Source organism: Micromonospora sp. LZ34, from assembly GCF_052981855.1.
The window spans coordinates 13,814-26,848 of sequence record NZ_JBRIQN010000045.1; the positions used below are offsets into that span (position 1 = coordinate 13,814).

General features: G+C 73.7%; 12 protein-coding genes and 1 pseudogene. 5 read left to right on the top strand and 8 right to left on the bottom strand.

Going from position 1 to position 13,035, the window contains the following annotated elements; translation table 11 throughout:
* From ACVCAH_RS30700 to ACVCAH_RS30725, 6 genes are all read right to left on the bottom strand, one after another.
* Window positions 1-936 carry a carbohydrate ABC transporter permease gene (locus ACVCAH_RS30700; protein ID WP_447139732.1) on the bottom strand — a complete coding sequence of 312 codons (936 nt, stop codon included), beginning with the start codon at window positions 934-936 and terminating at the stop codon, window positions 1-3.
* Window positions 933-2,072: a LacI family DNA-binding transcriptional regulator gene (locus ACVCAH_RS30705; RefSeq protein ID WP_447139733.1), complete on the bottom strand. Its 1,140-nt coding sequence runs from the start codon at window positions 2,070-2,072 to the stop codon at window positions 933-935. The genes ACVCAH_RS30700 and ACVCAH_RS30705 overlap by 4 nt, the downstream gene beginning before the upstream one ends.
* Before the next feature lie 298 nt (window positions 2,073-2,370).
* Entirely contained in the window at window positions 2,371-3,012 is a 642-nt protein-coding gene (locus tag ACVCAH_RS30710) for a hypothetical protein (RefSeq protein ID WP_447139734.1), read from the bottom strand.
* A 139-nt stretch (window positions 3,013-3,151) separates the two neighbouring features.
* On the bottom strand, window positions 3,152-4,435 hold the full coding sequence (locus ACVCAH_RS30715; protein WP_447139735.1) for a snapalysin family zinc-dependent metalloprotease: 1,284 nt from the start codon (window positions 4,433-4,435) through the stop codon (window positions 3,152-3,154).
* Between the two features lie 64 nt (window positions 4,436-4,499).
* The gene (locus tag ACVCAH_RS30720; RefSeq protein WP_447139736.1) at window positions 4,500-4,919 is read right to left on the bottom strand and encodes an NUDIX domain-containing protein; all 420 of its coding nucleotides are present in this window, start codon (window positions 4,917-4,919) and stop codon (window positions 4,500-4,502) included.
* A gap of 19 nt (window positions 4,920-4,938) precedes the next feature.
* On the bottom strand, window positions 4,939-5,910 hold the full coding sequence (locus tag ACVCAH_RS30725) for a DUF5937 family protein (RefSeq protein WP_447139737.1): 972 nt from the start codon (window positions 5,908-5,910) through the stop codon (window positions 4,939-4,941).
* 72 nt (window positions 5,911-5,982) lie between these two features.
* Between ACVCAH_RS30725 and ACVCAH_RS30730 the strand changes: the two genes are divergently transcribed.
* From ACVCAH_RS30730 to ACVCAH_RS30750, 5 genes are all read left to right on the top strand, one after another.
* On the top strand, window positions 5,983-7,254 hold the full coding sequence (locus ACVCAH_RS30730) for an MFS transporter (protein ID WP_447139738.1): 1,272 nt from the start codon (window positions 5,983-5,985) through the stop codon (window positions 7,252-7,254).
* Window positions 7,255-7,389: 135 nt separating this feature from the next.
* Window positions 7,390-7,971 (top strand): AMIN-like domain-containing (lipo)protein, encoded by a 582-nt coding sequence (locus ACVCAH_RS30735; protein ID WP_447139739.1) that lies wholly within the window; start codon window positions 7,390-7,392, stop codon window positions 7,969-7,971.
* 97 nt (window positions 7,972-8,068) lie between these two features.
* On the top strand, window positions 8,069-8,749 hold the full coding sequence (locus tag ACVCAH_RS30740; protein WP_447139740.1) for a response regulator: 681 nt from the start codon (window positions 8,069-8,071) through the stop codon (window positions 8,747-8,749).
* A 14-nt stretch (window positions 8,750-8,763) separates the two neighbouring features.
* Window positions 8,764-10,212 (top strand): ATP-binding protein, encoded by a 1,449-nt coding sequence (locus tag ACVCAH_RS30745; protein ID WP_447139741.1) that lies wholly within the window; start codon window positions 8,764-8,766, stop codon window positions 10,210-10,212.
* Window positions 10,209-11,138: a Gmad2 immunoglobulin-like domain-containing protein gene (locus ACVCAH_RS30750; protein ID WP_447139742.1), complete on the top strand. Its 930-nt coding sequence runs from the start codon at window positions 10,209-10,211 to the stop codon at window positions 11,136-11,138. Before ACVCAH_RS30745 ends, ACVCAH_RS30750 begins: the two co-directional genes overlap by 4 nt.
* 8 nt (window positions 11,139-11,146) lie before the next feature.
* Here ACVCAH_RS30750 and ACVCAH_RS30755 read toward each other — a convergent pair whose 3' ends face one another.
* On the bottom strand, window positions 11,147-11,524 hold the full coding sequence (locus ACVCAH_RS30755; protein ID WP_447139743.1) for a nuclear transport factor 2 family protein: 378 nt from the start codon (window positions 11,522-11,524) through the stop codon (window positions 11,147-11,149).
* Between the two features lie 110 nt (window positions 11,525-11,634).
* Window positions 11,635-12,210 (bottom strand): annotated as a pseudogene (locus tag ACVCAH_RS30760) (RtcB family protein); the annotation flags it as partial.
* Window positions 12,211-13,035: the final 825 nt, after the last annotated feature.

Sequence of the window (13,035 nt, forward strand, 5' to 3'; positions counted from 1 at the left end):
TCAGTTCGCCTCCCTCAGCCGGCGACGCAGGTAGACGGCGAGCAGCGCCACGATGATCACGACCATCACGTTGCCGAGCGCGGCGGCGTAGCCGTAGTTGCCGTAGCGGAACGCCTCCTCGTAGGCGAAGAGCATCGGCAGCATGGTCTTGCCGCCCGGCCCGCCCGCGGTGAGCACGTAGACCAGCCCGAACGAGTTGAAGTTCCAGATGAAGTCCAGCGAGGTGATCGCCACGATCACCGGCGTCAGCGCGGGCAGCGTGACGTGCCGGAACCGGTGCCAGGCGCTGGCCCCGTCCACGGCGGCCGCCTCGTGCAGCTCGCGGGCCACCCCCTGCAGGCCGGCCAGCAGGACGACGGTGGTCTGCGGCATGCCCGCCCAGACGCCCACGAGGATCACCGCGGGCAGGGCCGTGCTGAAGTCGCCGAGCCAGTTGGTCCGCAGCCCGTCGGCGCCCACCCGGTGGAAGAACTCGTTCAACAGGCCGGCGTCGGGGTGGTAGACCAGCTTCCACAGGATGCCGACCACCACCGGGGGCATCGCCCAGGGCACCACGGCCAGCACCCGCGCCACGCCCCGGAAGCGCAGCTGCTGGTTCAGCAGCAGCGCCAGGCCGAGGGCGAGCAGGAACTGCAGCACGGTCACCCCGAACGCCCAAAGCAGACCGATCTTGAACGAGTTCCAGAACAGCTCGTCGCCGAGCAGCTCCCGGTAGTTCGCCAGCCCGGTGAAGCTGACCTCGACGTTGCGTCCGGCCCGGGCGTCGGTGAAGCCCAGGTACATGCCGCGGAGCAGCGGGAAGACCGACAGCACCAGGATCGGCAGCAGCGACGGGAGCAGCAGCAGGTAGATCATGGTCCGGTCGGAGCGGGAGCGGATGCCCCGACCGGGCTTTCCGGCCCGTTCGACGTCCGGCCGCTCGGCCAGCGTGGTCACGGGATCACCTCCTCGCTCGCGGCTGCGGGGCTCGCGGACGCACTCCTCGCGGGCACAGCTGGCACCTCTCCGGTGGACGGGCGGGGGTTCGGCACGGCGGCCCGGCTGGAGGCACGCACGGCGAGGCTGGGCGGCACCTGCTCGCGCCGGGGCGGCAGCGCCGGGTCGGCGATCCGGGTCAGCAGCAGCTCGGCGGCGCGGCGACCGCGCTCGGCCGAGCCGAGGGAGACGCTGGACAGCTGCGGGAACATCATCTGGGCCAGCTCGGTGTCGTCCATGCCGACCACGGCCACGTCCTCGGGCACCCGGTGCCCGGCGGCCAGCAGCGCGTGCAGCGCGCCGACCGCGATCAGGTCGTTGGCGCAGACCAGCGCATCCGGGCGGGCCCGGGCGAGCAGCCGCTCGGCGGCGGCGCGGCCGGCCGCGTACTGGAAGTCGCCGACCTCGACCAGGCGCTCGTCGAGGTCGATGCCGTGCTCGGCCAGGGCGGCCCGGAAGCCGGCGTCGCGGGCGGCGCCGGGGACGGTGTCCAGCGGGCCGTTGACGAAGCCGATCCGGCGCCGTCCGGCGGCGAGCAGATGCTCCACCGCCAGCGCGACGCCGCGCCGCGAGTCGGTACGCACGTTGTCCACCGGGGCGTCGGCGCCGAGCTGACCGACCACCACCACCGGCACCGGGCTGTCCACCATGGCGGCGAGGTGGTCGTCGGTGACCCGGATCGGCGAGAGGATCATGCCGTCGACGTAGCGGTTGGCCAGCCGCCGCAGCAGGGTGGTCTCGTTGTCGATCCGCCCGCCGGTGGCGTGCACCAGCAACTGCCGGCCGGACGCGGCGACCACCGCTTCGATCGCGCGCATCATCGCCACGTACACCGGGTTGCCGATGTCCTCGACGGCGAGCGCGACCAGGCCGGTGCGCTGGGACTGCAGGGAGCGGGCGATGGCGTTGGGCACGTAGCCGACCTCGGCCGCCGCGGCGCGCACCTTGCGGATGGTCTCCGGGCTGCCGCCGACGCCGTTGAGCACCCGCGAGGCGGAGGCGATGGAGACACCGGCGCGGGCGGCCACGGTGTGCACGGTGGGCCGGCCGTCGGTCGACGTCTGTAAACGTTTACGACCCACGATCGCCACCTCCACCTGATTGCTGTAAACGTTTCCGGGAGTTTGCGCCACTCGCCATGCCACGGTCAAGGGCTCGTTACGAAAACGTTTCCAACCCGGATCCGCGCCGGCCGGCGGTGCGGACGGCACGCGGACACGCCCTCAGGGCGCTCGCCGCGGCGGAATCCCCCGCCACCGCGCGGCGCCGGGCATCCGGGCATCCGGACGACCCGCGCGCCGCCCGACGTGGCCGGGTGCCCCAGCTCGCGGCCACCGGTGCCGGCAACGGTGGCCGGCTGGGCCGCCGCCCGGGGCAGCCGGCGGACCCGGAGGGTCAGGAGCCGCGGTTGCGTTCCTGGGCGAGCCGCTCGTCGAGCCGGCCCAACTCGTAGATGGCGTTCAAATTGGTGGGCAGCCGCGTCACGTTGTCGTCGACCGGCCCGGGCGCGACGGCCGGCGCCGGTGCGACGGCCGGGGCGGCGGGCGCGACCTCCGGACGGCGGCGGCGTAGCAGCAGCATCACGGGCACCGCCAGAGCGCCGATGGCGATGCCGAGCACCATCCACTGGAGCCGGTCGTCGTCCGTGGGCGCGGCCGGGGCGGTCAGCGATGACGGGGTGTCGACGACGGCGCTGCGCCCGTCCGGCGCCGGCACCGCGCCCTCCTGGCGGCCCGGCCCCTCGCCGGCACGCCCGACGACCGGCGCGCCGGGCCCGGCGGCGGTCGAGGCGCCGGGGGCGGCCGACGACGACGGACCGGCCGGCGCGGGAGCGGAGGCCGACGGGCCGGGGGCGCTCGGGGTGGGCGGGGCGCTCGGCGTGGGGGTGCCCTCGCCGCCGCCCAACAGGTCACCGACGGCCCGACCGACACCGCCGAGAAGCCCTCCGACCAACCCGCCGGAATCCGACGACGACGGAGCGGGCGTCGGCGCGGGAGCCAACGCCAGGGTCAGGGCGAGTGCGGCCGCGGCAGGCATGGATCACCTCGGAAGGGGTCGATATGTGAGCACCGTACCGCACACCCCGTGTCGGCCGCGTGACGCCCCATGACGTCCGCCGCCGGGCACGGTCCACGGGGGACGCCGCGGACGGCGTCCCCCGTGGCCGGCGGGCGGATCAGGACGGCAGGCCGCCGACCTGGGTGTTGATCCACGACCGGATGGAGGGCAGGTCGCCGTAGATGGACGGACCGGTGGCGCAGACCGAGTTGTTGTTGCCGGACCGGCTGGTCGCGCCGATCAGGTTCCACACCCCGTTGATCCGGCGCACCTGCGGGCCGCCGGAGTCGCCGTAGCAGGCGCCGGAGTTGCCGTTGGTGTTGTTCGTGCAGATCTCGTACGGGCCGTTGGTGCCGATGCAGCGGCTGTCCGACACGATCGAGGTGTCGAGCTCGTGCGCCACCGTCGGGGCGCCGCCGCAGCCGCGGGTCGGGCAGGTCTGGCCCCAGCCGATGATCCGGGTCGCCGTGCCGGTCGCGCCGGAGGTGGTCGGGATGGGCGCCGGGGCGTAGCCGACCGAGCTGGCCAGTTGCAGCAGCTTGACGTCGATCGTGGGGTGGTTGACCGCCCGGGTCACCCGGACCACGGTCCCGCCGCTGGTGCGGTTGATGCTGCCCACCCGCACCGAGGAGGGCGTCGAGCAGTGCCGCGCGGTGACCGCCCAGTTGGCCTTGATCAGGGTGCCGGTGCAGCCGGAGACGTAGACCATCCACGGGTAGTTCTCGGTGGCCGGGCGGCCGCCGACCACCAGCGGCGTCACGTCACCCTCGGCGTCCGCGCCGGCGGTCCAGGTGTACGTCCCCGCGACGGCGGCCGCGGCGAGGCCGCCGGCGAAGAGCTGGTTGACCCGGCTGGCCTCGGCCGAGCTGGGGTAGGCGTTGCGGCAGGAGACCGGGGCGCTGCTGCCGGACATCAGGTCGGAGCAGAGGCCGGTGCGCCGGTCGGGCAGGCCGAGGATGTGACCCAGCTCGTGGCTGGCGATGCGGGTGCGGTCGTAGCCCTGGTTGACCGCCGTCCAGCCCATCCAGATCCGGCCGTTGCCCAGGCTGGTGACCTGCGCCCGCGGCCAGCCGCTGTCGACGTAGATGGTGACGTTGCCGGGGGTGCGGGGGACCAGTTGGACGTTGCTGACCCGGCTGTTCCAGATCTGCGCCGCCTGGTCGAAGTTGGTGCGGAACTCGCCGGCACGGCTCGCGTCGTAGTAGACGGTGCGGGCGGCGGCGGACGCGGTCGCGCCGGTGGCCACCTGGACGCCGGCCGCGGCCAGGACGGCCGTCAGCACGGCTCCCGCCGCGCGCAGCAGTTGTCGTCGGAACATCACGTACTCCCCTGAGTTCACGGCGGCGGCGCCGCCGCATCGATGTACGTGAATGTTAGATCGGCCGCCGTCGATATCCCCCATAACGGAAACGTCATACCGACCGCCGAACCGCGCCGGCCACCTCGCGCGGCAGTCGGCCCGGCGGTCAGGGCAGCGGATCGGGCAGCATCGCCAGGGTCGCCGGCAGTTGCGAGTGCACCGGCGCGGGCAGCGCGTCCCGGGTGTACCAGCCCAACCGGTCGAACTTGTGCGGCTCGCCGATCGCCACCGTCGCCGGGTCGACCCGGACGGCGAAGACCACCGCCACCCAGTGCGACGGCGGGTCGGCGCGCAGCACGTTGCGTACCCCGAGCAGGGTGATCGCCCGGGGCGTGGTCGCGTACTCCTCGGCGACCTCCCGGGCGACCGCCGCCTCGAACGTCTCGCCGAACTCCAGCGCGCCCGCGCCGGTGTCCCAGGTGCCCGGCTCGTCGCGCGCCCCGGCCGCGCGCCGGGCCAGCAGCAGCCGCCCCGCGCCGTCGTGGCAGACGAACACGCAGGAGACCTTCGGCGTACGCCCGGTCATGGTTCTCCTTCCGTCAGTGTCATGACGCGGCGGCGACCAGCGCCTCGCCCGCCGTGGTGCGGGCGTAGAGCACGAACCGGCCGGCGCGGTGGGCGCCCACCAGACCGGCCGCGCGCAGCGCACCGAGGTGCGCCGACACCGTACCCGGGGTCAGCCCGCACCGGTCCGCCAGTTCCGTGGTGGAGGTCGGCACCGCCAACTCGTGCAGCAGCGCGGCCCGGGTACGGCCGAGCACCCGGGCCAGCGCGCGACCGTGCGGACCCGGGGCCCGCTCCCAGAGCGTGGCCACCGCGCGGGCCGGGTAGCGCAGCACCGGCTGCCCCGGCGAGCCGAAGTTGGACCAGACCCGGGGACCGCAGAAGACCGACGGGACCAGCAGCAGCCCCCGCCCGTCGAGCCGCACTTCACCGGAGACCACCAGGTGCTCCACGTGCAGGGTGTCACCGTCCAGCCGGACGTACGGGTCGAGGTGGTTGAGCAGCCCCTGCAGCCCGTCGCCGGCCATTCGCCGCGCGCCGAGCAGCACCTCCCGCTCCAGCAGCGTGCGCATCCGCGGCCAGTACGGCCCGATCGCCGCGTCGGCGTACGCCCGGACGACCTCGGCCAGCCGGGCCAGCCCGGCGCCCGGGTCGTCGTACAGCTCTCGCAGCCAAGCTGACCGCGGGCCGGACCCGACGGCGAGGTCGGCCCGGACGGCGTCGGCCGGGGTGGCGGCGAGGGTGGCCAGCTCCACGTCGAGCGTCGGCTGAGAGGTGGACGGCGGCGGGCAGAGGAAGCTCGGCACCACCCCGGTCAGCACCGGCACCAGGTCGGCGAGGAGCCGCCAGTCCACGCCGGCCAGGCGCGGCCGGGCCCGCTCCACCCAGGGCAGGTGCTCCGGAAACCGGTGTGGCTGCCGGATGACCCGGACGCTGGCCACCACCTCCCACAGCGGCGACACCGCGAACCGGGTCGTCGCCAGGTCACGCGCGTCCAACCCGACCAGCATCATCGGCGCCTCCCCTGGATTTGGCGAGGGCCAAATCTATCGCCACGGCCGGGGGCCGCCGTCACGGTGGTCGGCATGCTCACCGCTCCCGCCGCGCCGGTCACCGGCCAGCACCACGCCGGTCGATGGCCGCGCTCCTTCCGGCTGCTCTACACCGCCACGGTGGTCCACGACGTCGGCTTCCACGTCGGGCAGCTGGCGGTGCCGGCGCTCGCCGTGTCCCTGCTCTCGGCCAGCCCCGGCCAGGTGGGGCTGCTCGGCGCGCTGAGCACCGCCGCGTTCCTGATGATCGGGCTACCGGCCGGGGTCTGGGTCGACCGTTGGCCCCGCCGCACCGTGCTGGTCACCGCCGACCTGCTGCGGGCGGTGCTGATCGCGTCGGTGCCGGTGGCCTGGTGGGCCGGCTGGTTGACCATGCACCAGCTCTACCTGGTCGTGCTGCTCACCGGGGTCGGCACCGTCTTCGCCGACGTGTCGGCGCAGAGTGTCCTGCCGGAGCTGGTCGGCCGCCACCGGCTGGTGGCGGCGAACTCGCTGCTGATGAGTACCAGCGGGACGTTGCAGATCGCCGGCCGCGGGCTCGGCGGCCTGGTGGTGCAGGCGCTCACCGCACCGGTCGCCGTCGTGGCCGAGGCTGTCGGGTTCGCGGTCGCCGCGGCCGTGCTCGGCCGGATCCGGGTGGCGCCGCCCCGCCCGGCCCCGGCCCGGCAGGGCGGGTTCGCCCGGCAGCTCCGCGCGGGCGTCCGGCACGTGCTCGGCAACCCCCTGCTGCGTCCGCTCGCCGTCTCCACCGCGAGCATCAACCTGACCATGCAGCTGACCACCACCATGCTGCCGGTCGTCTTCCTGCGTGAGCTGGGCCTCGGCGCGGCCCACCTGGGGCTCTTCCTCGCCCTCGGCGGGGTCGGCGCGCTGCTGGGGGCGGTCACCGCCCGGCCGATCGCCGACCGGATCGGCCACGGCCGGGCGCTCTGGCTGCCCGGCCTGCTCGTCGCGCCGCTCGGCCTGCTCGTCGCGCTGATCAACACCGGGCCGATGCTGTGGCTGGCCGGGCTCGGGTGGCTCGCGCTGGCCTGGCGGACCGGGGTGGGCAACGTCATCGGCGTGAGCCTGCGGCAGGGCAGCACCCCGGACGCCCTGCTCGGGCGGATGAACGCCACCTTCCGCTTCCTGCTCACCGGGGCGCTCACCGTCGGCGCGGTCGTCGCCGGCCTGCTGGGCCAGTACGCCGACGTGCGCACCGCGCTGGTGGTCGGCGCCATCGCCAACGGCCTGACCTGGCTGCCGGTCTGCTGCTCGCCGCTGCGGACGCTGCGCCGGCCGCCGGAGTCCGACCCGACGTCCTGACCCGACAGCTGTTACCCGGGCGTTACGCCACGGCGAAGTGGCTGTGGCGGACCGGCCCGACGGTAAACGGCGAGGCCACCGGCGACGAGGCCGACCGAGGTGGCCCGAAGGGGAAACGATCCGAGGGGGAAGACGATGAGGATCAGAAATGCGCTCACGGCGCTGGTGGTCGTGCTCGCCGGCCTGGTGGCCGGCGCGGGCACCGGCACCGCCGCGACCACCACCACCGCGGCGGCGACCGGGTCGCCGTACTGCGGGATCACCTGGGGCAGCGGGGCGAAGTCGGCCGGCACGCTGAGCACCGCGCCGCTGGTCGAGGTGCGCACCGGCCGGCACGACTGCTTCGACCGGGTGGTGTTCGAGTTCGACGGGACGGTGACCGGCTACACGGTCACCTACGGCGAGACCTGGACCGAGGGCGAGGGGCTGGCGCTGTCGCCGTACACCGCGGGGGACGAGCTGCTGCGGGTCTCCCTCCAGGCCCCGGCGTACGACGACGAGCGGCTGGCCACCGTGCCGTACCGGGTCGGTGAGCACGCGGCGAACGTGCTGCGCTACCGAACCCTGCGGGACGTGGTCTTCGGTGGCAGCTTCGAGGGCTACACCACCTTCGCCGTCGGGGTGCGGGCCCGGCTGCCGTTCCGGGTGTTCGTGCTCGCCGGCCCCGGCACGCACAGCCGGATCGTGCTCGACGTCGCCCACCAGTGGCAGGCGTGACCGAGCCGCGCGGTGGAGGGCCCGGCACCGGCCGGGCCCTCCACATCGTCCGATGCGGCAGGTCGGCGACGGGTCGTGGCGGGACTAGTCTCGGATGATGGAGGGCCACGTGCTGGTGGTCGAGGACGATGCCTCCATCCGGGAGGTCACCGCCCTGGGTCTGCGCCGCGCCGGTTTGCGGGTCAGCACCGCCGTCGACGGCAGGGAGGCGCTCGCGGTGTGGCGGGCCCGGCCGGTCGACCTGATCGTGCTCGACGTCATGCTGCCCGGCCTGGACGGCTTCGAGGTGTGCCGGGAGATCCGGCGGACCAGCCAGGTGCCCATCCTCATGCTGACCGCCCGCACCGACACCATCGACGTGGTGGTCGGCCTGGAGTCCGGCGCCGACGACTACCTGCGCAAGCCGTTCGACCTGCCGGAGCTGGTCGCCCGGGTCCGCTCGGTGCTGCGCCGGGCCACCGCGCCGGTGACCCCGGGCACGTTCACCGTCGGCGGGCTGGAGATCGACCCGGCCAGCTTCGTCGCCCGCAAGGACGGCCGGGAGCTGCCGCTGACCGCCACCGAGTTCCGGCTGCTGCTGGAGCTGGCCCGCCGCCCGGGCCAGGTCTTCACCCGGGAGATGCTGCTGGACCGGGTGTGGAACCACAGCTACCTCGGCGACAGCCGGCTCGTCGACGTGGCGGTGCAGCGGCTGCGCGCCAAGGTGGAGGACGACCCGGCCCACCCCCGACTGCTGCGCACCGTCCGCGGCGCCGGCTACAAGCTGTCCACGTCGTGAGGGAGGAGGCACCGATGGCCGCCGACGCCGTCGCCCCGGGCCGCCTGCGACGCCGGCTGACGATCGCGTTCGTACTGGTCGCCGGGGTCTCCGCCGGAGTGCTCGCGGGCGGGTCCTACCTGCTGCTGCACCAGGCCCGCTTCGACGGGTCGCTGCACCAGGCCGCCGCCGACGCCCGCTACCAGCTGGTGCTCGCCGGGCAGTTCCTGCCGCTGACCGACCAGCGCCGCGCCGACCTGCTGGCCAGCTTCGAGGGCAGCGGCCGGCACGTGGTGCTGGTCGCCGGCGAGCCGCAGCCGTCCAACCCCGCGTACGCGCCGCAGCTCGGCGCGCAGCTGCGGACCACGGTCGCCGCCGGGCAGCTCGGCTACGAACGCTCCGCGCCCAGCGCCCGCCCCCGACTGCTGGTGGTCGGCGGCCGGATACCCGGCTCGACCGCCGAGCTGTACGTGGTCACCGTCGAGGACGCCGTCGTGGCCGACCTCGACCAGCTCCGCACCGCGCTGCTGGCCGGCTGGGTGCTGGTGGTGCTGCTCGCCGCCGGGGTCGGACACAGCCTCGCCCGCCGGACCCTGGAACCGGTCGGTCGGGCCAGCCGCGCCGCCCGGGCCATCACCGAGGGGCTGCTCGCCACCCGGCTGCCGGTACGCGGCCGCGACGAGTTCAGCGCCTGGGCCGCCTCGTTCAACGAGATGGCCGAGGCGCTGGAGTCGAAGATCGACGCGCTGTCCCGCGCCCAGGCCCGGGAGCGGCGGTTCACCGCCGACGTCGCGCACGAGCTGCGTACCCCGGTCACCGCCCTGGTGGCCGCGGCGTCGCTGCTGCGCGACCACCTCGACCACCTGCCCGGCGACGCCCGCCGCGCCGCCGAGCTGCTGGTCACCGACGTGGTACGGCTGCGCCGCCTGGTGGAGGACCTGATGGAGATCTCCCGGCTCGACGCCGGCCAGGAGCCGGTGACCGTCCGCCCGGTCGACGCGCCCGCCCTGCTCGACGCCATCGTCGCCGCCCGCGGCTGGCGGAACCGGGTCACCGTCGCCGCCACACCGGTCGAGCTGCACACCGACCCACGCCGGCTGGAACGGGTGCTGGCCAACCTGATCGCCAACGCGGTCGACCACGGCGGCGGCGAGATCCGCGCCGCCGTCCGGCCGGCCGGACCGCTGGTCGTCTTCGACGTCACCGACCAAGGGCCGGGCATCCCCGCCGAACACCTGCCGCGGCTGTTCGACCGCTTCTACAAGGTCGACCCGGCCCGCTCCGGCCGGGGCAGCGGACTCGGGCTGGCCATCGCCCGAGAAAACGCCCGACTGCTCGGCGGACGGCTACGGGTGCACAGCGAACCCGGCACCGGCACCCGGTTCCGGCTGGAACTGCCCGCCACCCGGCCGGACCCGGCAGGCCCCGCGGAACGGGCCGAGGCCGTCCCCCGCCCGGCGCCGCAGCCGGACGGTGCCCGATGAACCGCGACCCCGGCCGACGCCGGCACCCGGCCGGACGGCCGATGACCCGCCGCGCGGCCACGCTGGCCACGGTCCTGCTCCTGGCGGCCGGTTGCGCCGACCCACGCGGGGGGTCACTCGGCCCGGCGCCCACCGCGGCGTCGCCGGCCACCACCGCCCCCGCCGGCCCGACACCGCCGCCCACCCCGGCGCAGACCGGCCCGCCGCCCGCCACGCCGGCGACCCGCACCCCACCGGCGACCGCCAGCACCCCGCCGCGCCCGGACACCCTCACCCTCGAGCTGTGGTACGTCCGCGACGGGCGGATCACGCCGACCCGGCGCACCCGGCCGGCGACCCTGACCACCTCCCGGCTGGCCCTGGCCGAACTGGCCACCGGGCCCACCGCGGCGGAGGCCGCCACCGGCATGAGCACCCTGCTGCCGGCCGGCGCCGAGATCACCCGGATCGCCGACGACGTCGCCACCCTCGCCCCGCTGCCCACCACGTCCGCATCGGCCCGGCGACTGCGCGAGGCACAGATCGTCTACACCCTCACCCAGTTCCCCACCGTGCGGCGGGTCCGGTTCGGCGCCGGCACCCCGGTCGACCGCGGCGCCTACGCCGACCTGCTCCCACCGATCGTGGTGACCAGCCCCACCATCGGCCAACGGGTCACCGCCCCGGTCACCGTCACCGGCACCGCGGACGTGTTCGAGGCGACGGTCAACGTCCGGATCCTCGACGCCGCCGGCCGGGAACTCGCCACCACCTTCACCACCGCCACCTGCGGCACCGGCTGCCGCGGTGACTACCGGGTCGGCATCCGCTACCGGCTCACCCGAGAGCAGCCCGGCACCGTGGAGGTGTACGAGATCTCCCCCGCCGACGGCTCCCGCACCAAGCTGGTGGCCGTCCCGGTCACCCTCGCCGCCACCGGCCGCTGACCGACGGATCAGTAGCGTTCGACCAGATGGGCGCGGCTGGCCGGAAGCTCGTACGACTCGGGCCAGAAGTCGGTAATCCGGGTGATCCGGCCATCGTCTCCGAGCTCGAAGAAGCACAGGCCGGGCCGCGAGCCTTCGGCGCCGGTGAACTCGATCCAGCTCGCGGCGTGCCGGTGCTCGCCGACGATCCGCTGCACCGTGATGTGCCAGTCGTAGGGGAAGCCCTCCACGTTGAACCGGATGTAGGCGTCCCGGCCGCGGACCTGCTCCCTGGTCTGCGGGCTGCGGTAGATCACGTCGTCGGCGAGCAGGGCGCCGAAGGCATCCCAGTCCCGGGCCTCCGCGGCGGCCCAGTAGGCCGCGACCGCCTCATGCGCGCTGGTCATGCCGGCAGAGTACTCGGGCGAGGGGATCCTCCGGGGGCCTGCGGTGGCCGTGACCGGGCCACCGAGGGGTCCGGACCGGCGCCCCATCCCCCCGGGCGCCGGTCCGCGGTTCATCCCTTCACGCAGACCACCTGCTTGAGGTGGGCGACCACCTCGACCAGGTCCTCCTGCTGCGCCATCACCTCGGTGATGTCCTTGTACGCGCCGGGGATCTCGTCCACCACCCCGGCGTCCTTGCGGCACTCCACCCCCGCGGTCTGCGCCGCCAGGTCGGCCGTGCTGAAGGTCCGCTTGGCCTGGGCCCGCGACATCCGCCGTCCGGCCCCGTGCGAGGCCGAGCAGTACGCGTCCGGGTTGCCCTTGCCGCGCACGATGTACGACCCGGTGCCCATCGACCCCGGGATGATCCCCAGGTCCCCCCGACCGGCCCGGATCGCGCCCTTGCGGGTCACCAGCACGTCCACCCCGCCGTAGCTCTCCTCCGCCACGTAGTTGTGGTGACAGTTCCCGGTGAGGATGTTGCCCTCCAGTGCGAAGGAGTGTGTGCCATCCACAATTGCGCAGTACACCTCCTCCACCACCTCGGTCTCCTGCACCTTTCGCACGGTCCAACCCCTGCGCTCGACGGCATGGCGATTCGCTAACCAGCGCTCGCGATGGTCTTTGTGAATAAAGAACTCGGGGGTGAGATCCGCTCTGGAGATGCCCATCACGTAGATCGGTGAAGCAGCCGCCCCAAAGCCGCTGCGCATTCTGCGCCGAATCGGCAGTGTCCAGACACCAAGGACATCACATGCGGCCTTGACAAACTCCAAGTCCCGCCGATCGGCAGACCAGATCGAGGGCCGGCCCGTCTTTCCCACGTCACCGTCCGCCGCGAAGTAGCCAGCAATCCAGCCATACAGGACGGCTACAGGACTCTCAAGCGCCGGATACTCGCGCTTCCACTCCCGAGGCAACCCACCCAGTCGTCGGTACGACGAAATCTGCCCGCTCGCAAGATCGCGCTCCGTTACCTCGTGTTGTGGGACGTGACGCTTGCGGTTAGGTGACCGAGGATCGTATGCGTAGTAGTAGGTGCGCAAACGGTCCGCACCGTCGAAGAATGAGAGGAGGGCCTGATCCTTCTTTCCGTAGAAGGTCGCGTGAGCATAGCTGTCACCGGAGATCGAACCATCACCGTAAACGAACCCACGGGCGATGCCTTCACGCGACGGCCGGAGGCCTGGCAGCGGTCGTGGAAATGTGTATTCGAGACGGTCACCGACTCGAAGGCCTACAGTGGTCGCCTCGGTCCGATTTTGGGCCACTTTCGGCCGTAGCAACCAGCGGTGCTCAGCGGTCGCTCGAATCACCTTCTCCTCGCCGTAGCGACCAACGGTCACCTCGTAGATCCGCTGGCGACCGAATGAAGCCACCGGAGCCTTCACCCACTGACCGTCTGCAGTGAGCAGCGTGTGCCGCCCGCCAGCGAGGTCACGAATGGGCCGGCAGCCTTGATCTGTCATGAC